General features: G+C 59.5%; 16 protein-coding genes, 4 tRNA genes and 1 pseudogene. 6 read left to right on the top strand and 15 right to left on the bottom strand.

The window, feature by feature from the left end:
- Nucleotides 1-2: 2 nt before the first annotated feature.
- The 5 genes from KW840_RS02655 to KW840_RS02635 form a co-directional block, all read right to left on the bottom strand.
- Entirely contained in the window at nt 3-1,337 is a 1,335-nt protein-coding gene (locus KW840_RS02655) for a Tad domain-containing protein (protein WP_218494384.1), read from the bottom strand.
- A 75-nt stretch (nt 1,338-1,412) separates the two neighbouring features.
- Nucleotides 1,413-2,222: a Flp pilus assembly protein CpaB gene (cpaB, locus tag KW840_RS02650; RefSeq protein WP_218494383.1), complete on the bottom strand. Its 810-nt coding sequence runs from the start codon at nt 2,220-2,222 to the stop codon at nt 1,413-1,415.
- 15 nt (nt 2,223-2,237) lie between these two features.
- Nucleotides 2,238-3,566: an AAA family ATPase gene (locus KW840_RS02645; RefSeq protein WP_218494382.1), complete on the bottom strand. Its 1,329-nt coding sequence runs from the start codon at nt 3,564-3,566 to the stop codon at nt 2,238-2,240.
- Between the two features lie 2 nt (nt 3,567-3,568).
- Nucleotides 3,569-4,093: a prepilin peptidase gene (locus KW840_RS02640; protein ID WP_218494381.1), complete on the bottom strand. Its 525-nt coding sequence runs from the start codon at nt 4,091-4,093 to the stop codon at nt 3,569-3,571.
- Between the two features lie 196 nt (nt 4,094-4,289).
- A complete protein-coding gene (locus tag KW840_RS02635) occupies nt 4,290-4,484 on the bottom strand; it encodes a Flp family type IVb pilin (protein WP_218494380.1) in 195 nt (64 codons plus the stop codon).
- A 405-nt stretch (nt 4,485-4,889) separates the two neighbouring features.
- Here KW840_RS02635 and KW840_RS02630 point away from each other — a divergent pair, with 405 nt between their 5' ends.
- Nucleotides 4,890-5,759 carry a DNA-binding response regulator gene (locus tag KW840_RS02630; protein WP_218494379.1) on the top strand — a complete coding sequence of 290 codons (870 nt, stop codon included), beginning with the start codon at nt 4,890-4,892 and terminating at the stop codon, nt 5,757-5,759.
- A gap of 58 nt (nt 5,760-5,817) precedes the next feature.
- On the opposite strand, the gene KW840_RS02625 is transcribed toward KW840_RS02630, so the two are convergent.
- The 4 genes from KW840_RS02625 to KW840_RS02610 form a co-directional block, all read right to left on the bottom strand.
- Nucleotides 5,818-5,893, bottom strand: a tRNA-Gly gene (locus KW840_RS02625).
- 3 nt (nt 5,894-5,896) lie between these two features.
- Nucleotides 5,897-5,972, bottom strand: a tRNA-Glu gene (locus KW840_RS02620).
- Between the two features lie 104 nt (nt 5,973-6,076).
- Nucleotides 6,077-6,152, bottom strand: a tRNA-Gly gene (locus tag KW840_RS02615).
- A gap of 2 nt (nt 6,153-6,154) precedes the next feature.
- A tRNA-Glu gene (locus KW840_RS02610) sits at nt 6,155-6,230 on the bottom strand.
- A 385-nt stretch (nt 6,231-6,615) separates the two neighbouring features.
- On the opposite strand from KW840_RS02610, the gene KW840_RS02605 reads away from it, so the two are divergent.
- The gene (locus KW840_RS02605; RefSeq protein ID WP_218494378.1) at nt 6,616-7,374 is read left to right on the top strand and encodes a hypothetical protein; all 759 of its coding nucleotides are present in this window, start codon (nt 6,616-6,618) and stop codon (nt 7,372-7,374) included.
- A gap of 222 nt (nt 7,375-7,596) precedes the next feature.
- Here KW840_RS02605 and KW840_RS28905 read toward each other — a convergent pair whose 3' ends face one another.
- From KW840_RS28905 to KW840_RS02590, 4 genes and pseudogenes are all read right to left on the bottom strand, one after another.
- A complete protein-coding gene (locus tag KW840_RS28905) occupies nt 7,597-8,460 on the bottom strand; it encodes a methyl-accepting chemotaxis protein (RefSeq protein WP_371318441.1) in 864 nt (287 codons plus the stop codon).
- Nucleotides 8,458-8,682: pseudogene (locus KW840_RS28900) on the bottom strand (HAMP domain-containing protein); the annotation flags it as partial. The gene KW840_RS28905 and the pseudogene KW840_RS28900, both read right to left, overlap by 3 nt.
- 987 nt (nt 8,683-9,669) lie before the next feature.
- Nucleotides 9,670-11,055 carry a PLP-dependent aminotransferase family protein gene (locus KW840_RS02595; RefSeq protein ID WP_218494376.1) on the bottom strand — a complete coding sequence of 462 codons (1,386 nt, stop codon included), beginning with the start codon at nt 11,053-11,055 and terminating at the stop codon, nt 9,670-9,672.
- 204 nt (nt 11,056-11,259) lie between these two features.
- Nucleotides 11,260-12,021 carry an SDR family oxidoreductase gene (locus KW840_RS02590; protein WP_218494375.1) on the bottom strand — a complete coding sequence of 254 codons (762 nt, stop codon included), beginning with the start codon at nt 12,019-12,021 and terminating at the stop codon, nt 11,260-11,262.
- Nucleotides 12,022-12,259: 238 nt separating this feature from the next.
- Between KW840_RS02590 and KW840_RS02585 the strand changes: the two genes are divergently transcribed.
- Nucleotides 12,260-13,264 (top strand): NADP-dependent oxidoreductase, encoded by a 1,005-nt coding sequence (locus KW840_RS02585; RefSeq protein WP_090457259.1) that lies wholly within the window; start codon nt 12,260-12,262, stop codon nt 13,262-13,264.
- 130 nt (nt 13,265-13,394) lie between these two features.
- Here KW840_RS02585 and pyrF read toward each other — a convergent pair whose 3' ends face one another.
- Nucleotides 13,395-14,093 carry an orotidine-5'-phosphate decarboxylase gene (gene pyrF, locus KW840_RS02580; RefSeq protein WP_008016546.1) on the bottom strand — a complete coding sequence of 233 codons (699 nt, stop codon included), beginning with the start codon at nt 14,091-14,093 and terminating at the stop codon, nt 13,395-13,397.
- Between the two features lie 296 nt (nt 14,094-14,389).
- On the opposite strand from pyrF, the gene KW840_RS02575 reads away from it, so the two are divergent.
- The 3 genes from KW840_RS02575 to xopAW all read left to right on the top strand — a co-directional run bounded on the left by KW840_RS02575 (nt 14,390) and on the right by xopAW (nt 17,087).
- Complete coding sequence (locus KW840_RS02575) at nt 14,390-15,148, top strand: response regulator (protein WP_218494374.1); 759 nt, start codon at nt 14,390-14,392, stop codon at nt 15,146-15,148.
- Entirely contained in the window at nt 15,148-16,197 is a 1,050-nt protein-coding gene (locus KW840_RS02570) for a HAMP domain-containing sensor histidine kinase (protein ID WP_218494373.1), read from the top strand. Before KW840_RS02575 ends, KW840_RS02570 begins: the two co-directional genes overlap by 1 nt.
- Nucleotides 16,198-16,445: 248 nt before the next feature.
- Nucleotides 16,446-17,087 (top strand): EF-hand domain-containing protein, encoded by a 642-nt coding sequence (gene xopAW / locus KW840_RS02565; RefSeq protein WP_218494372.1) that lies wholly within the window; start codon nt 16,446-16,448, stop codon nt 17,085-17,087.
- A 44-nt stretch (nt 17,088-17,131) separates the two neighbouring features.
- Here xopAW and KW840_RS02560 read toward each other — a convergent pair whose 3' ends face one another.
- Nucleotides 17,132-18,187, bottom strand: coding sequence for an AI-2E family transporter (locus KW840_RS02560; RefSeq protein WP_090457260.1), 1,056 nt, complete (start codon nt 18,185-18,187; stop codon nt 17,132-17,134).
- Nucleotides 18,188-18,234 lie beyond the last annotated feature (47 nt).

Raw genomic sequence — 18,234 nt, 5'->3', positions numbered from 1 at the left:
CCCTACGAGTCAGTGCTCGGAGTGCCGCTGCCGTTGAGATAGGTTTTGTAGAGCTGAATGATCTGCGGGCCGGAATCGGTGGACGGCGAAGGGCCGGCCACGTTGTCGCCTTCGCACTCCTTCACGAACTGGCCGAAGATCTCCGCTTCCCCGCCGCCGCCATTCATGGGCTGCACCACGAAATAACAGCCAAAACCGAGGACGGGGATCGAGGTTGAACCACTATTTTTCCCGGCGCAGTTGCCCACCACGATTTTCAGCATCCGGCGCTCGAACACCCCATTGCTCTGACAGCCACTGCCCCCAGCCACACACGCGGCAACGCTCGCACGCCAGTCGTTGTAGTCCAGTATCGAGTTGCCGCCCGCCGTGAGATTGCCATTGCTCGAGGTAATGGTTTGCCCCTGGTACTTCGGGCCTGTGCCGTCGTCAGTGATTGCGGGATTACTGGACGTGGTCACCAGGTCCGGCGGATAGGCCGAGGCACTGACCGGACCGTTGTAAATGCCGAAGCGCGTATTCAGGCCTTGAGACGCAGGGCCGACCTTGTTGCCAGGCTCGGTCGTGACGTTGTCTCCCACATTGCGGCAGACCTGGCCGCCTCCGGCCATCTCCTCCCTGACCGCATTGCCGCCCGAGCCAAAATCGAGCAACTGAAAGTTGCCTGGACCAATGGGCGACTGATTGCCGGAAGCCGTCTTCAATACCTTCAGATCACCAAACTGGAAGCCCCAGAACATACCGGCGCCCGGGTTGTATTGAGCCGGGTCGCCACAGACCATCAAAGGCGCGAGATCGCAGGGGCTGGTAGGGCTGGGTCCCGCGGTGGCCATCGCCGCCACCGCCTTGTTCCCCAGGGCGCCTAATGACTGGGCGAAGCTCCAGAAAAATCCCGTCAGGCTATAGCTCGCTACCGATACCCGAACGTACTTGGCATCCGTTGGCCCGGGATAGGAGAACGGGCCATAGACGCTGCTTGCCAGCTCCACCACTGCAAATGCGCCTGCATTGCCGCCGACCGCCGTGGCCAATTCGTTGTTGCCTGTAGCATTGGCATTTTGTGTCAGCGTATTGAGCGCGGCGGTACGCGTCGCGGTGGCCGCGCTGACACTGTTGACGCCCCCCTCCACCTGACTCAGGGTTTTGGCGCCACTCAGGGCGGCGGCGTCCACCGCATTCTGCAGACGCGTTTTGTTCAGCATCATATGCCCGCCGTCCAGAGCCAACGCCGCCATCATGGCCATCGCCGCCAACGCGATCACCATCAATGCACTCACCGATCCTTCCTGGCGCCTTGGCGTCGAAATGAACGGCCGCTGAATACGAAGATTCATCATCAAGCCCTCGATTGCCGATACGGATCCGGATCGGCTCCGCCAATAACCTGGTGCCCAGGCACCTGTTGCACACCGTCAGCGAATGTTGACCACTTTGGCTTCGGTCCCGCGGATAACGGTGACGGCTCTGCCACTCTCACCATTACCACGCGGCACCACGCGTCTTGGCTCTGTGGCGGTAGCCACCGCCATGACCGGTGCGGCAGGCGCAACGGTCGCGATTTGTTTCTCGGCGTTCAGCGGGTTGCGCAAGGTCAATTGCAACTTCCCTTCCGTTTGCGCCGTGACCAGGGTTTCAGCCTCGGCGGTCGACATCTCCAGAGTCACTGCGCGCACCACGACCGGTTGGGTCTTGTCGGTACCCGCTGTCTGATCCACCGCCAACACCCGCAGGTTCTCGAGGATGGTCCTGGACGTGGCGCTGTTACCGCCGGCATTGGTGGTTTTGGTCGCCAGTACATCGACCCGGTTACCCGGCAACAGGAATCCGCCCACGCCGACCACATCGTCCACACGTACCGATATGGCGCGTTTGTCAGGAGCAATCAAAGAGGCCAGGGTGCTGCCCCCCAGGTGCTCGCTCAGACGCGCACCGCGCACGATGTCGCCCCGCAGAATGTCGAACGTTGCGATCTTGCCCACGGCTTTTTCGCTGGCATCGAAGGCGTCGTCCGGGATCGTATCCATGGGCATGCGTACGGTCGTGACCTGCTGGGCCTCGACCATCTGCCCGAATGGAATCTCTACCGTGGCGACCACCACACTTCGAAAGTGGTCATCCGGGCTGGCATTGAGCCGCGCGCTCAGCCAGGAGTCGGCCATCCATGCAGCCCCAAGGCCCATGACCAGTGAAGCGCCTATCAGGGTAAGCGTACGAGAGCTCATGTCAGTATCTCCGCATCAAAGAAAGTTGAGCTGGACGAAGTAGTTGTGCCAGGCCCATTCCAACTCTTTCGGTGACAGTGGTCCGGAACCGCCGATATAACGCTGGCGATCGAGCGCCATGTTCAGGAGATCTCGGGGATGGCAGGGCACCAGGGGCATGCCTTCACTTGCATAAAGCCTTTGCAGCACATAACGCACCAACAGCGGGTCATAGGAAATACCCAGACGCTCGCTTTCCATACGCCAGATCTTTTCGTACTCCTCGGGCTTCAGGTAACCGAATTGCAGCTTGTAGCCAATCCGCCGAAGGAAGGCCTCATCGGCCAGCTCCAGTGGATTGAGGTTGGTGGAAAACACCAGAATCAGATCGAATGGCAGCTCGCAATGCCGACCACCGCCCAAGTTGAGGAAATCGCGCTTCTCTTCCATCGGGACGATCCAGCGATTCAACAGCTCGGCGGGTGCCATGCGCTGGCGCCCCATGTCGTCGATGATGAACAGGCCATTGCTGGCCTTGAGCTGCAGGGCAGCCTGGTATTGACGGGTGAAAGGGTCATAACGAACGTCCAGCTGTTCCATGCTCAACTCACCGCCCGTGATGACGATCGGGCGTTTGCAGCACAGCAGTCGACGGTCGATCCCTTCGTTGAGCATCAGGGTGTTCTGTTGAGCGTTGTCATCGAGCCGCTGATGCACTTGCGGGTCATAGATCTCGATCACCGACTCGTTGATGACGATGGCATGGGGGACCCAGATGGCCTCGGCGAACAGACGGATCAGCCGACTGCTGACATAAGTCTTGCCGGTACCCGCGGGGCCATAAATCATGATCGCGCGCCCGGAGTTCATCGCCACACCCAACTGATCGAGCATCTCCTCCGTGAGCACTACGCCTGCCAGGGCATTGCGCATATCGTTGGCGTTGATGCGACCATGGTGAATGGTCTGTAGCTTGATCAGGGACCGGTAGGTACTCACCGGGAAGGGTGCCGCACCGATATAGCCACTGCGCGACAGGGCATCGCGGGCGACACTGCGACCGCGCTCGGTCAGGCCATATCGCAACATCTGGCCGCCCGTTTGACTCACCTGGCCGAGTACTTCGACACGGCCATCCTTGCGCAGAAACGCCAGGACCTCTTCAAGTACCGCGCCGGTCAGCGCCAGGCGGTCCACCAGCCGCGACATGTCCAGCACACCGGCATCAAACAAATGCTTGCACACCAACTCGCCGAGAAAACTGTCCGTCAGGCCAGTTTCGCGGATAGTGCAGGGCTGAGGAGCCAGCCGTTGCACCGCTCCCCGATCACTGGGGTAGGCATCACTATCGACGATGACGTGCATGTCTAACCTCCGAATCCACCGGCAACTTGCCCGTAGACGCTGCTCAAAGTGCCGATCAATATTGCAATCGAATATGGGAAAGGCTTGCCGGCTACTTCATCCGAAGTTGGCGCCAGATAAGCCTGCGCCCTAAGAATCAGCCAATAGCGCCCAAAGGTCTGACGCAATTGACCGCGAACCAGCACGATCAATAAACCGCATACGCCGCCAGCTACCAGGCTGAACATTGCAGCCCACAATGCGTATTGGAACGGTAGAAAACTGCCGACCATTGCCATCAACTTGACGTCACCGGCAGCCATGCCACCGAAGGCGTACATCGGCAGAAACAGCGCAAAACAGATCAGGATGCCCAGCAGGCTGTCACCCAATCCGCCGACACCGCCTGAGTAAGTCTGACCGGCCAAGCCCAGGGCAAGGCCCAACAGGACCAGCATGTTGGGAATACGGTGGTGAAGCAGATCGCTAACCACCGCCACGCCCAAAAGCCCTATCAGTAAAACCATCGATACCAGTTCCGTGGACATGGCATGTCTCCCTGCGGGTATTAATCGTTAGCACGCAACATTGCTATTGGCGGCCTTTAACAGCGCAGTGATTTGCGCTCTCTACGCAAATTGAAAGGGACAACGCGATGTCCATGAAGAAAGTTGCCGGCGCCCTATTAGAAATAGCGGCAACCGGCTGCCCCATAAACATCGACGCGTCACCCAGCGGGAACTATCAGCAAGCGACGTTATTATTAAGCGCGGTGCAGAGTGTCTGCATTTTGGTCTGAACCGCTGTTCCAAGAGTGGTAAATATTGCGACGACAAGCGCCGTAACCAACCCGCCGGCTACCGCGTACTCCACAACGGTCAGACCATCTTCGTCATTGATGAACTTCACTACCGAAGCCTTGATTGTTTGCATGATCATTTTGCCCACCTCACTCGAATGTTGTTTTTTCTGAGGCAGTACGTTCTGCGCTGCCTGAGTGCAACAGTAGTCAGGGTGCAGGCATTGGCGTTAGGAAGATTTTGCACATCGTTAGGACTTTTTTGCGGGGCGGCCAAATATGGGACATTGGTCTTTACAGAAGTAACGGGAGGGGTAAACAAGGCGTTGAAAACCAAAGGCAATTGTCATTGATTCACAAGCGACAAGCGGTTAAACCCGGTTTGTCGAAAACACACCAACAAACACTCGCTCGGGCTGCCTTCCAGGCAACCCATAGAGCGAATAGAACTAAAAACCGTCTTTCCTATCGGGATTAAATCTGCAAGGTGATAGCACATTGGCAATACTAGCGAAGTGAGTCACCAAGAACCCCAGAGTAGAGACATGACGTCCAACTTGACCAAAAGGCCATCGCTCCTGTGGTTCGATCTGACTCATGATCGGTCCACGAAAGAACTCGTCGCGCAGTTCGAGGGTACCTGCGACTGCAAACTGGCGAAAAACTCCGTGTTGCCCATCGGGGAACCGGCAGACATGATCTGCGTCCATTTTGATCGCCCCGACACGCCAGGCTTGCGACTGTTGCTGGAGATCAAACGCACCACCCCCAGCATCCCGATCACCATGTTCACCGTGCAGCACTCGGAGGAACTGGCTGTATGGGCCATGCGCTCCAGCGTCTGGGAATACATGGTGCTCCCGCTCTCGACCACCGAGAAGAATCGTTACCTGACGGCGGTGGTGCAGCTCTGCGAGCTGCGCCGAAATGCCAACGGCCGGGGCAAGTCATCGCAGATCGACCACTCCCCTACCCTGCCGGACAGCATCCGTCGGACCTCAGGACACCAAAAACACCAGGCGCTGAGCAATGTCATGCTGTACATCGAACAGCACTTTCGTGACAGCATCGATCAGAGGGAATTGGCGCAACGCTGCGGCATGACGACATTTCGCTTCAGCCGCCTGTTCAAGGAAGCCAATGGGCTTGGATTCACGGATTACATCCTGGACAAGCGCATGAACTTCGCCAAGGATCTGCTCGACAATAGCCAGATGCCGATTACCAGCATCGGCTATGAGGCCGGCTTCAAGGATCCTTCCTACTTCGCCCGTGCCTTCAAGCAGTTCGCAAACTGCACGCCCAGCGAATACCGCCTGGCACGCCAACTCAAAGCAGCTGCCGCTACGCAACCGGTGCAGGATGACAAAACCACTGAAGCGCTCGAAAGCCTGGTACAAACCCTCAGCAGTTGATCCGGTTTTTTACGCGCACACAAAAACGCCGCTCAATGAGCGGCGTTTTCGTTAAATATGGAGCGGGAAACGAGACTCGAACTCGCGACCCCGACCTTGGCAAGGTCGTGCTCTACCAACTGAGCTATTCCCGCAAATGGCGTCCCCTAGGGGACTCGAACCCCTGTTACCGCCGTGAAAGGGCGGTGTCCTAGGCCACTAGACGAAGGGGACACGCTACCCGGAACACATGGTGTGTGTTTCGGTGTCCAGAGCCGCATCCGAAGACTTGGTTCTGGTTTCACTCAGCCCTGCCCGAAAGCAACGCTGTTTAAAATTGGAGCGGGAAACGAGACTCGAACTCGCGACCCCGACCTTGGCAAGGTCGTGCTCTACCAACTGAGCTATTCCCGCATTGGCGTCCCCTAGGGGACTCGAACCCCTGTTACCGCCGTGAAAGGGCGGTGTCCTAGGCCACTAGACGAAGGGGACACACATACTACATTCACTCCCTGCTTCGTTTCGCTGTGTGCTTTACGCTGCAAGTGGCGCGCATTCTATGGATGGATTGAGAGGTCGTCAACCCCCTGATATAAATTTATTTAAATCAATGACTTCGCCCTGCTTTTGGGAGCCATTGCGGTTTTTCCGCTGCCCGGCGTTTGACGCCTATATTCTGGCACCCGCCAAGACGTTATAGTCCACCCGATGATGGCAATCTGAGTATCGAGTGCCATCATTCATAGAAGCGGGGCTCCGGCCGATACAAGAACAAGCATGTCCGATCCAACCCGTCGTGCGGGCCTGGGGGCTCAAATGCCAAGCCACTCAACCCGCATGCGTAACCTATAAAGAGGTCTTACCGGTGACGCCACTCATGATCACCCTGCTAGTCGTAGCCGGGATCGCGCTGTTGATCGCCATTGGCTACATGAACCATGTGGTGGAAAACAACAAGCTGGAAAAGGCCCGTACCAAGATTGAGCTCAACGATCGCCTGCGACGCTGCGGCGAAATCACCGAGACGTTCCCCGGCCAGCTGATGACCCCGGCCCTCAAGCTGCTGTTGGCCCGCCTGGAACTGAACGTCTGCCAGCGCCTGCTTAACCTGGAAAAATCCAGCGCCAACCTCAAGGCACGGATCACCGAACTGGAGGCCCTTGTCGGCCAGGGTGAATCCATCCCGGTCAACAATCCGCCGGCACCGATCCAGACTGAAGCCAAGGCCAAGGATGTACGCTTCCTGCTCGAAGCCCTGCACGGCCAGGTTACCCGCGCGGCACAGGACGGCTTCCTGCCCCCCAACGAAGCCAAGCGCTGGATTCGTGAAGTGCGCCACATCCTGGTGCTGCTGCACATCGAGTTCTTCAACAACCTCGGCCAGCACTCCCTGCAACAGAACCAGCCCGGGCAGGCCCGCCTGGCATTCGAACGTGGCGTGCAATACCTGCGCAAACAGCAGGAACCACAGGTCTATGCCGAGCAACTGGAGTACCTGGAAAAACTCCTGGCCAGGGCCAACGACCAGGTCATGGATCGCATCGCTCCGGTCGAAGGCGAGGTCAACCAGTTGACCGAAGGCCTCAAGGACGTCGAGGTTGACGCAGACTGGAAGAAGAAAGCGATCTACGACTGATCAGCGAAAATGGAAAAGCCACCTAGAGGTTAATTCCGATCAGTCAACGGTTTGAACACCGCCACCCTGTGGGAGCGAGCTTGCTCGCGATGACGGTTGGACAGTCACACAAGGGGTGCCTGACAGTCCGCCATCGCGAGCAAGCTCGCTCCCACAGGTTTAGTGTGTTAACTGATGAGCATTAACCGAGAGGTGGCTTTTTTAGCCTGGCCGATGATCATTTCAAAGCCTGAAATGCCCCACCATCCCCTTCAGTTCAACCCCCAGTTGCGCCAGCTGAATACTCGACGCTGCATTGCCCTGCATCGCCAGCGATGACTGATCGGCACTGGCGCGAATACTGGTGACACTGCGGTTGATCTCCTCGGCCACCGAGCTCTGTTCCTCGGCCGCCGCGGCAATCTGTTGGTTCATCTGCTGGATCAACGACACCGCCGCCGCAATGCTTCCCAGCGCACTCTCGGTCTGCAAGGCATCGCTGACCGCCAGCTTCACCAATTCGCCACTGCTCTGGATCTGCCGCACCGACGACTGCGCCGCCGAGCGCAAAGCGCTGACCAGGCGTTCGATTTCCTCGGTCGATTGCTGGGTTCGCTTGGCCAGCGCACGCACTTCATCGGCCACTACTGCAAAGCCCCTGCCCTGCTCGCCGGCCCGGGCTGCCTCGATCGCCGCATTCAACGCCAGCAGATTGGTTTGCTCTGCCACGCTTTTGATCACGCTCAAGACCGTGCCGATGTTCTGTATTTCCGCACTCAGGCTTTCGATGCTCGAACTGGCCGAGGTGGCCGAGTCCGCCAACTGCTCGATCCGCGCCATGCTCTGGCGCACCACCTGCTGACCACTTTCAACCCTGCCGTCAGCGGTTTGCGCGGCCAGCGCAGCTTCCTCTGCATTACGCGCGACGTCATGCACCGTGGCCGTCATCTGATTCATTGCGGTGGCGACCTGTTCGGTTTCCTCCTTCTGCGTGCTGACTTCGAGATTGGTCTGTTCAGTCACCGCCGACAACGACTGGGCGGAAGTCGCCAACTGCTCGATACCCGATTGCAAGCCGCTGACTATATGGCTGAGCCCCGCGCCCATTTGTTGCATTGCCTGCATCAACTGGCCGATTTCGTCACGGCGGGTCACGTCAATGGTCGCACTCAAATCCCCTGAGGCAATCTGCTGCGCCACCTGAATCACACGGCGCAGCGGTGCCACGATCAACCGGGTGATGATCCACGCGGCAACCAACCCAACCAGCAAGGCCAGGGCGGAAGAGCCAATGATCAGCAGCGAGTTCTTTTTCAGTTCAGCCTGCATCGCCAGGTCTTGCGCGACATAAGCCTGATCCACCCGCTCGACCACTTGGGCTGCGCGCTGGTGTAATTGTTGATAGACGGTTTTTTCCTGTTCCAGCAGGCCGGTGTACTCGGCGAGCTTGTCACTGAAACTGACGATATGACCCATCACCTCATTGAGGACGGTCTGGTAACCCTCGTCCTTGACCGTAGTCTTGAGCTGTTCGGCCTGGGCCAATGCCTGGCTGGCCTGTTCGATCTTGCCCTGCCCGGCGCTGTCGTCGCCTTTGCGGCTTTGATCCAGACGCACGCGCGCTTCATTCATGGCTTGCAGCATCAAGCGTGAAACCTGGCTGACCTGGCTGGCCTGCTCGATGAATTGCGCACCGTCCTTGCCTTCGGAGTCTTTCAGCGTATAGGTGCCGTCATCGGTGAGCCCGGATTGCAATACATCAAGGTTATTGGCCACGCTGGACACCGACCAACTGGCCATTTCCAGCGCCAGGTCCTTGGCCTGGGTGAGCGAGACAAACTCGTCGAAGGCCTTGCGATAGGCTCCCAGGGACTGTTCGACATCATTCATCACCGGCACGTTGGCCGCAGACGCGGCCTTGAGCTGGCCGGCCAGGGCGATCAAGCCATCGACGCCCTCGTGCAGGGCATCGACGGTTTTCGGATTGCCGTGCAAGGCGTACTCCTGCTCCAGTAGCCGCACCTTGAGCAAACCGCTGTTGAGCGATGACATTTGCTTGAGCCCATCGAAGCGCTGGCTGATGGTTTGCAGGGACCAAACGCCAATGCCCGCCACCAGCGCAGTCAACAACAGCACCAGGACAAACCCGACACCCAGTTTTTTCGCCATACCGAGGTTGGCAAAACGTCCTTGCACGGCCGAATTCATTGCACTTAGTCCCCTGCCAAAGTCTGTAGACGCAGATTCGCAACGGGCCAGTGGCAACACAAGGCTCTGGCTCCGGAATAATGGCAAAAAGCTACGCCAACGTCGTTTTCAGAACGTTTGAGGTCGATCCCGGGCAGTGGCCTGAAAGAACGCCCGGGCACGCGGATCGCAGGCATATGTCACGTTGATACGCTGCCAGTCACTGGACTCACCCGAGGGGTTGAAGGCGGTCTTCGATGACAGCAGTACACCCAGGCGCCGTGCCTGGGTTCGCAGCTGATCGTAGTCGGACATTCGTGATCGCGCCCAGATGAACAGGCCTCCCGCCGGCTTGCCGAAAACTTCCCACTCGGCATCTTCGAGCATTTGCAGCACCACCAGCCGGTCGCTGCTCAAGCGTTGGCGCTGACGCTGTACCAGTTTGCGGTAGGCACCGTTAGCCAACAGGCACGCCAGCACCGATTCGCAAAATCGCGAGGCGCCCATGCCACTGATCATCTTGACCTCGGCCAGACGTGTAATGACTTCGGCATCGGCCACCACGAAACCAACCCGCAAGGAACTGCTGAGTGTCTTGGAAAAGCTGCCCACGTAGATCACATCGTCGTCCAGCGCAGCCAGTCGCATACCGGAACCGCTGTGCAAATCCGCATAAACGTCGTCTTCGATCACCTGCACGCCGAAGGTCCTGGCCAGTTGCAGCACGCGGCGCGCCACCACCGGTGCAAGGCTGCTGCCGGTCGGGTTGTGATAGAAGCTATTGATGAACAGCCCTTGGGGGCGGTGTTTGACCAGCACCGACTCGAGCACCTCCACGTCCGGCCCGCGCGGTGTTCGCGGTATCTCGACCATGTGGATGCCGTGCAGCCTGAGCAGATCGAACAGCACCGGATAACCGGGACTCTCCACGACCACACAGTCACCGGCCTTGAACAGCGTCCGCACAATCAGGTCGAGCCCCTGACTGGCACCCGCCGTGGTCATGATCCGGTTGTCCTTTGCCCGGATATCCAGCTGCCTGAGGTGCTTGAGGATCTGTTGTCGCAAGGCTGGCAAACCCAACGGCGTGCTGTAGTTGAACAGGCTGGCCGTGTCGGTACGACTGACTTGCCGAATCGCGTAAGTCAGATCGTCTGTCTCGCGCCAGCTTTCAGGCAGCCCGCCACAGCCAAGCCTCAACTCACTCGAAAAAGTCCCGTGATCGGGCTCCGCCCCCTCGAACCACACCGGCTCGTGCTTTGTACCTGTGGCCAATGCCGGATCGGCAACCGCATAGCCGGCTCCATGACCTGACACCAGCATTCCCTGTGTCACCAGGCGTTCACAAGCCTGAGCGACGCTTAACTGACTGAGCAAATTGATCCGCGCGATCTGTCGCACCGAAGGCAGGCGCGTACCGGGCGATACCCCGCTGGAATGAAGCCAGCAGGTCAGCGCGTCAACAATTTGCTGTACGACGGGCACCAGCGCCTGTCGGTCGATTCTCAATTCCATGAGCAAGCAAACCCCTGTTGATTTTGCGATTAGCAGTTAATCACAGGCGTGTTCGAAGACTTGTGCGACAACGCCGCCAAAACCATTCGATCTAATCATTTGAAACACATTGCCTGGCCCTTTAGCGGAACCCAAAAAAAACCTGTGGGAGCGAGCTTGCTCGCTCCCACAGGTTCGCAGTGTGTCTGGTATTGATGTGTCGTTTTAAAACGCGGTAACGCCACCGTCCACAGCCAATGAGTGCCCCGTGGTGAATGCCGCGCCATCGCTGCACAGGTACAGCACCGCGCTGGCGATCTCTTCGACCTTGCCGATGCGACCGACCGGATGCATGGCGTTGGCGAACTCGCCTTTTTTCGGGTCGGCTTCATAAGCGCGGCGGAACATATCCGTGTCGATCACCGCCGGACACACGGCGTTGACCCGGATTTTCTTCTTGGCATATTCGATGGCCGCCGACTTGGTCAGACCGATCACCGCATGTTTAGAGGCTGCGTAGATGCTCATTTTCGGCGCCGCCCCAAGGCCGGCCACCGATGCCGTATTGACGATCGCACCGCCCCCTTGCGCCAGCAGCAACGGCAACTGGTATTTCATGCACAGCCAGACACCTTTGACGTTGACGCCCATGATCGCGTCGAACTCGTCGAGCGTACCTTCGGCCAACTTGCCCTTCTCGATTTCGATGCCGGCATTGTTGAAGGCATAGTCGAGGCGACCGTAAGTATTGATCACCTCCCCCATCAGATTTTTTACATCGTTTTCCAGGGTAACGTTGCAGCGCACGAAGGTCGCTTCGCCACCGGCGGTACGAATCAGCGCCACCGTGCCCTCGCCGCCCGCCACGTCCATATCGGCCACTACTACCTTCAGGCCCTCGGCGGCAAATGCCTGGGCGGTCGCGCGGCCAATACCGGCCGCCCCGCCTGTCACCACGACCACCAGGCCAGAAAACGTCATGCTCATTTTGTTATGCCCTCAAAAAGAAGAATGCGGGGAATCGCGTAGGACCAGTCTAGCCATGGAGGTCTTGAACACGGCAGCACTATCAAGGCTCCGGTTGGGCTCCCATGAGTTGCAGTGATGGAACTGCCGTACCAACTATCACTGCACTGGATCAACCTGCATTCGCCGCATCAGCCGAACTTGCAGCATCGTCGCTGACCGGCTATCAACAAAGCTTCATTCAACTTGAGTGCCTGCCATGACCTCCCAGACCAATCGCCAATTCCTGCTCGCCAAACGTCCGGTTGGCGCGGCGACCCGCGAGACATTCACCTACCAGGAAGTACCGGTCGGCGAGCCTGCGGCGGGTCAGATACTGGTCGAAAACCAATACCTGTCCCTGGATCCGGCCATGCGTGGATGGATGAACGAGGGCAAGTCCTACATCCCGCCGGTCGGGCTCGGCGAAGTCATGCGCGCCTTGGGTGTGGGCAAAGTCATTGCGTCGAACAACCCGGGGTTCGCGGTCGGGGATTACGTCAACGGCGCCCTGGGTGTGCAGGACTTCTTCCTCGGCGAACCCCGAGGCTTCTACAAGGTCGATCCGAAACTGGCACCGCTGCCACGTTACCTGTCCGCGCTGGGCATGACCGGGATGACGGCGTACTTCGCCCTGCTCGACGTCGGCGCTCCGAAGGCCGGTGACACCGTGGTGCTGTCGGGCGCGGCGGGCGCCGTGGGCAGCATTGCCGGGCAGATCGCCAAGATCAAAGGGTGCCGGGTGGTTGGCATCGCCGGTGGCGCCGACAAGTGCAAGTTCCTGATCGATGAACTGGGTTTCGATGGCGCTATCGACTACAAGAGCGAAGACGTCCTCGCCGGCCTCAAGCGCGAGTGCCCGAAGGGTGTCGACGTGTATTTCGATAACGTAGGTGGCGACATTCTCGACGCGGTGTTGAGCCGCCTGAACATGAAGGCGCGGGTGGTGATTTGCGGTGCCATCAGCCAGTACAACAACAAGGAAGCGGTCAAAGGACCGGCCAATTACCTGTCACTGCTGGTCAACCGCGCGCGCATGGAGGGTTTTGTGGTGATGGACTACGCCGCCCAATACGCCAGCGCAGCCCAGGAAATGGCCGGCTGGATGGCCAAGGGGCAGCTCAAGAGCAAGGAAGATATTGTCGAAGGACTGGAGACTTTCCCGGAGACGCTGATGAAATTGTTCAGCGGCGAGAACTTCGGGAAGTTGGTGTTGAAGGTCTAACCCGATATTTGAACTCACCCAAAAACCACTGTGGGAGCGAGCTTGCTCGCGATAGCGGAGTGTCAGGCAACATTGATGTCCTGATCCTCCCCCATCGCGAGCAAGCTCGCTCCCACAGGTTTAGCGGTGTTTAGGCCAGTTCAGCCACAACCGAAGCCAGTGCCTTCGCTGGATCCGCCGCCTGGCTGATCGGACGGCCGATTACCAGATAGTCGGAACCGGCATCCAGCGCCTGACGTGGCGTCAGAATGCGGCGCTGATCGTCCTGGGCGCTGCCCGCCGGACGAATCCCCGGGGTCACCAGTTGCAGCGACGGGTGCGCCGCTTTCAGTGCCTGGGCTTCGAGGGCCGAGCACACCAGGCCGTCCATCCCGGCTTTTTCCGCCAGGGCGGCCAGGCGCAGCACCTGCTCCTGGGGCTCGATGTCCAGGCCGATGCCCGCCAGGTCTTCACGCTCCATGCTGGTCAAGACGGTCACGCCGATCAGCAGTGGTTTAGGACCGGTGCGCTGATCCAGCACTTCACGGCACGCCGCCATCATGCGCAGGCCGCCGGAGCAATGCACGTTAACCATCCACACGCCCATTTCCGCCGCTGCCTTGACAGCCATCGCGGTGGTGTTCGGGATGTCGTGGAACTTGAGGTCCAGGAACACTTCGAAACCCTTGTCGCGCAGGGTGCCGACGATTTCCGAGGCGCAGCTGGTGAACAGTTCCTTGCCGACTTTGACCCGGCACAGCTTCGGGTCCAACTGATCGGCCAGCTTCAGTGCGGCGTCACGGGTAGGGAAATCCAGGGCGACGATGATGGGAGTCTGGCAGGCGGACATGAGTGGGCTCTCAGGCAAGTCGAAATCGGCGCGCATTGTAGCGGAACCAGCGCCGCTGCGGGACCCGATGATCGGTAAATCGTCGCGACGGCTCAGGCAAGACTAGCCCTTGAGGCCATTGTGTCGAGTTCGATACACACACGACACGCCCGCAACACCCAGGCCCGCTACCCTCGGCAACCGCAACAGGTCCCTGCAACAGCGCTTCCCGCCTCAGGGCCGGACGCCTATGCTGGAACCACAACCTCGCAGCCTATCTTTGTGGTTGGCAGCCTACCTGGCAGATGAACGCACGCATGCACAACACCCCAGCACCCGTGAACGACGACCAAAAAACGCCCGGTGACGACAAACGCTGGAGCATTCGTGCCCTGATCGTCGACGATGACGTCCCGATCCGCGAATTGATGATCGACTACCTGGCCCGGTTCAACATTCACGCCAGCGGCGTCACCGATGGTGCCGCGATGCGCCTGGCGTTGCAGGCGGAGCATTTCGACGTGGTGGTGCTCGACCTGATGCTGCCCGGTGAAGACGGCCTGTCGCTGTGCCGCTGGCTGCGCGCCAAGTCGGCCATCCCGATCCTGATGCTCACGGCCCGCTGCGAACCCACCGACCGGATCATCGGCCTCGAACTGGGCGCCGACGACTACATGGCCAAGCCGTTCGAGCCTCGCGAACTGGTGGCGCGGATCCAGACTATCCTGCGCAGGGTGCGCGATGACCGCAGCGAACAGCGGGCGAACATTCGTTTCGACAATTGGCGCCTGAACAGTGTGCTGCGGCAACTGATTGCCGACGATGGCCTGGTGGTGCCGCTGTCCAACGCCGAATTCCGCCTGCTCTGGGTGTTTATCGAACGTCCGCGCCGCGTGCTCAGCCGGGAACAACTGCTTGACGCCGCTCGCGGTCGTTCGATCGAAGCCTTTGATCGCAGCATCGACCTGCTGGTGTCGCGCCTGCGCCAGAAACTCGGCGACGACCCCAAGGCTCCGCAGTTGATCAAGACCGTTCGCGGCGAGGGTTACCTGTTCGATGCCCGAGACATCGGCTGATGCGCGGGCGCTTCGATACGCTGTTCGGCCGCCTGTTTGGCGTGCTGTTGCTGGCGATTATCCTCGCGCACCTGCTGGCCTTTGCCTGGTTTCATCATTACGGCCCGCCGCCACCGCCGCCTCCACCGGAGTTTTCCGAGGGCCTGGACGGGCCACGCCCACCACTGGACCCAAACCTCGAAAAACGGCCACCACGGCCGTGGTTCGGCGGCCCCCTGGTACCCCTGACGTTTCAATTGGTCTCACTGATCATTGCCGCCTGGTACGGCGCCAAACTGCTGAGCCGGCCGATCCAGCGCCTGAGCGACGCGGCCGAGCGTTTGAGCGAAGACCTCGACAGCCCGCCACTGGAAGAATCGGGACCACGGGAAGCACGGCAAGCGGCGCACACGTTCAACAAAATGCAGCGCCGCATCCTGGAACAGGTCAAGCAGCGCTCGCGCATGCTTGGCGCCGTGTCCCACGACCTGCGCACGCCGCTGTCGCGGCTCAAACTGCGGCTGGAGAAAATCGACGACGACAAGTTGCAAGGTCAGATGCGCCAAGACCTCGACGACATGATCAGCATGCTCGACGCCACCCTCACCTATCTGCATGAACAACGCACCAGCGAAGCTCCGCAGTGGATGGACGTGCAAGCGCTGGTGGAATCCCTGAGCGAAAATGCCCAGGACCAGGGTGCGAACGTCCAGGCCAGCGGCCACTGCGCCCCCCTGCAAGTTCAGCCGATGGCCTTGCGCTCCTGCATCAACAACCTGATGGACAATGCCCTGCGCTATGCCGGACAGGCGTTGATCACCCTGCAAGACCATCGTGAACAGCTGGAGATTCGGGTCATCGACCATGGCCCGGGCATCGCCCCAGAACAACGTGAAGCGGTGTTCGAACCCTTCTTTCGCCTTGAAGGCTCGCGCAATCGCAATTCCGGCGGCGTTGGCCTGGGCATGACCATTGCCCGGGAGGCCGCGCAACGAATGGGCGGGCAGCTGACACTGGAAGAAACTCCGGGCGGCGGCCTGACGGCGGTGATTCGCCTGCCCCGGACCTGAAAGCCACACCGGTCCATTGTGGGAGCGGGCTTGCTCCGAGCGGCGTTCCGACGAATGCGGTGTGCCAGACAACATTTTCGTCGACTGACACTCCCTCTTCGCGAGCAAGCCCGCTCCCACAGGGGTATTGGCGAGGCTGACAGCCATGTGTACCACTCGGTACAAACTCCACATATCCGCGACAACTCGCCCCTTGAGTCTGCATAAGCCGGTACACCACCGGTTTATCTTTCCAAGGAGTGAGCCCCATGATCGGCAGCATCAGCAGCAATTACTCGAATTACACCAGCAGCACCACATCCAATAGCGCCCGCAACCAGCAATTGCAGAAAGACCTGTTGGCCAAACTCGACAGCAATAGCGATGGCACGGTCGATCAAAATGAACTCAAGAGTGTTTTGTCGCAGCAAACCGATGACGGTTTACTGGTCAACCTGAGCAAGAATTTCACCGACCTCGACAGTGATGGCAGTGGCAGCCTGAGCGGCGAAGAAATGGCCGTGATGGCTCCCCCGCCGCCTCCGCCAGGCGATGAAGCCCCCAACACCGACCTCGCTGACGCATTGATCAGCGCGCTGGACGCCGACGGCGATGGCACCATCAGCAGCGATGAACTGAGCAGCGCGTTACAGGCCAGCAACAGCAACTCGTCGACCAGCACCGACACCAGCACCGCGCTGCTCAAGGCGCTGGACAGCGACAGCAGCGGTGGTGTCAGCAGTGATGAACTCAAGGCAGCCCTGCAGGCCGGTCGGGAGCAGAACACCAACAGTTCTTCCGATCAATCGAGCGTAAATGACGCGCTGCAAAAAATGATCGCCAACCTGAGCAAGCAGTATTCGCTCGATAACGTGGCAAGCGTGGGCAAGCACCTGAACGTAGCAACCTGAGTCAAAAGCTTCGTCGGATCGCCGCCCGGAGTTGAATACAAATCTCAGGGCCGGCGATCTTCACCCCGTGCCTGGGTCGTGCTCCAGTCGATCAACAGGCTGTAGGCCACCGCCAGCAATGTCGGGCCGATGAACAGGCCGATAAAGCCAAAGGCAATCAACCCGCCAAACACCCCAAGCAGCACAATGACCAGCGGCAGGTTGCCGCCACGGCTGATCAAGTACGGTTTGAGCACGTTGTCGACACCGCTGATGATGAATGTGCCCCAGATCCCGAGGAATATGGCCATCCCGTACTCGCCTTTCCAGACCAGCCACGCGGTCGCCGGAATCCACACCAGCGGCGGGCCCATCGGGATCAGGCTGAGCATGAACGTCACGATGCCAAGCACCAGCGCACCCGGTACGCCGGCAATCAGGAACCCGATCAACGCCAGGATCGCCTGGGCCGCCGCAGTGCCGATCACGCCGTTCACCACCCGCTGTACCGTGCCCGCCACCAGCTCAATGTAGTAGCCGGCCCGTTGACCGATCAGCCGCTCCAGCAGTGTGTGTACAAATGCCGCCAGGCGCGGCCCGTCACGATAGAAAAAGAATACGAAGACGACGCTCAGGGTCAGTTCGAGAATACCGCCGCCGATCTGCGCGCTGCGCGCCAGCAACCAGTTACCCACCTGCCCCAGATAAGGCTTGAGCGACACCATCATCGCCGCGCCCTGCTCATCGATGCTGTTCCAGATCCCCACCAGCCGCCCGCCCACCAGGGGAATCGAACCCAGCCACAGCGGCGCTTCGGGAAGCCCCTCAACCTGTGCATCCTTGATGAATGCCGTGGCATCGCGCACATGATCGGCAAGGTTGAAACCCAGCCACACCAAGGGTGCCGCTACCAACACCATCCAGCCCAGCGTCAGCAATGCCGCCGCCAGCGACTCGCGGCCATTGAGCCAACGGGTCAGCAAGCGCATCAGCGGCCAACTGGCAAACGCCAGGACCGCACCCCAGAACATCGCCGACCAGAACGGCGCCATCACCCAGAAGCTCGCGCCGAACAACGCCACGAGCAGGATCTGCACCAACAGGCGATCGTTATTGATCATCAAAAGTCTCGAAAAAGTCAGTCAGCAAAAGAGTAGGCGAACGCGAC

The sequence above is a fragment of the Pseudomonas sp. PDM30 genome (assembly GCF_019218985.1).
Classification (GTDB): Bacteria; Pseudomonadota; Gammaproteobacteria; order Pseudomonadales; family Pseudomonadaceae; genus Aquipseudomonas; species Aquipseudomonas jessenii.
Note: the sequence above shows the minus strand (reverse complement) of the source record. Positions and strands in the feature narration are given on the sequence as shown.

Coding starts and splice junctions, on each gene's coding strand:
- KW840_RS02630 (WP_218494379.1), top strand. CDS start 4,890: ATGACGTCCAACTTGACCAAAAGGCCATCGCTCCTGTGGTTCGATCTG.
- cpaB (WP_218494383.1), bottom strand. CDS start 2,222: ATGAGCTCTCGTACGCTTACCCTGATAGGCGCTTCACTGGTCATGGGC.
- xopAW (WP_218494372.1), top strand. CDS start 16,446: ATGATCGGCAGCATCAGCAGCAATTACTCGAATTACACCAGCAGCACC.
- KW840_RS02575 (WP_218494374.1), top strand. CDS start 14,390: ATGCACAACACCCCAGCACCCGTGAACGACGACCAAAAAACGCCCGGT.
- KW840_RS02595 (WP_218494376.1), bottom strand. CDS start 11,055: ATGGAATTGAGAATCGACCGACAGGCGCTGGTGCCCGTCGTACAGCAA.
- KW840_RS02590 (WP_218494375.1), bottom strand. CDS start 12,021: ATGAGCATGACGTTTTCTGGCCTGGTGGTCGTGGTGACAGGCGGGGCG.
- KW840_RS02655 (WP_218494384.1), bottom strand. CDS start 1,337: ATGATGAATCTTCGTATTCAGCGGCCGTTCATTTCGACGCCAAGGCGC.
- KW840_RS02635 (WP_218494380.1), bottom strand. CDS start 4,484: ATGATCATGCAAACAATCAAGGCTTCGGTAGTGAAGTTCATCAATGAC.
- KW840_RS28905 (WP_371318441.1), bottom strand. CDS start 8,460: ATGGGCGCGGGGCTCAGCCATATAGTCAGCGGCTTGCAATCGGGTATC.
- KW840_RS02570 (WP_218494373.1), top strand. CDS start 15,148: ATGCGCGGGCGCTTCGATACGCTGTTCGGCCGCCTGTTTGGCGTGCTG.
- KW840_RS02605 (WP_218494378.1), top strand. CDS start 6,616: ATGATCACCCTGCTAGTCGTAGCCGGGATCGCGCTGTTGATCGCCATT.
- KW840_RS02585 (WP_090457259.1), top strand. CDS start 12,260: ATGACCTCCCAGACCAATCGCCAATTCCTGCTCGCCAAACGTCCGGTT.
- KW840_RS02645 (WP_218494382.1), bottom strand. CDS start 3,566: ATGCACGTCATCGTCGATAGTGATGCCTACCCCAGTGATCGGGGAGCG.
- KW840_RS02560 (WP_090457260.1), bottom strand. CDS start 18,187: ATGATCAATAACGATCGCCTGTTGGTGCAGATCCTGCTCGTGGCGTTG.
- KW840_RS02640 (WP_218494381.1), bottom strand. CDS start 4,093: ATGTCCACGGAACTGGTATCGATGGTTTTACTGATAGGGCTTTTGGGC.
- pyrF (WP_008016546.1), bottom strand. CDS start 14,093: ATGTCCGCCTGCCAGACTCCCATCATCGTCGCCCTGGATTTCCCTACC.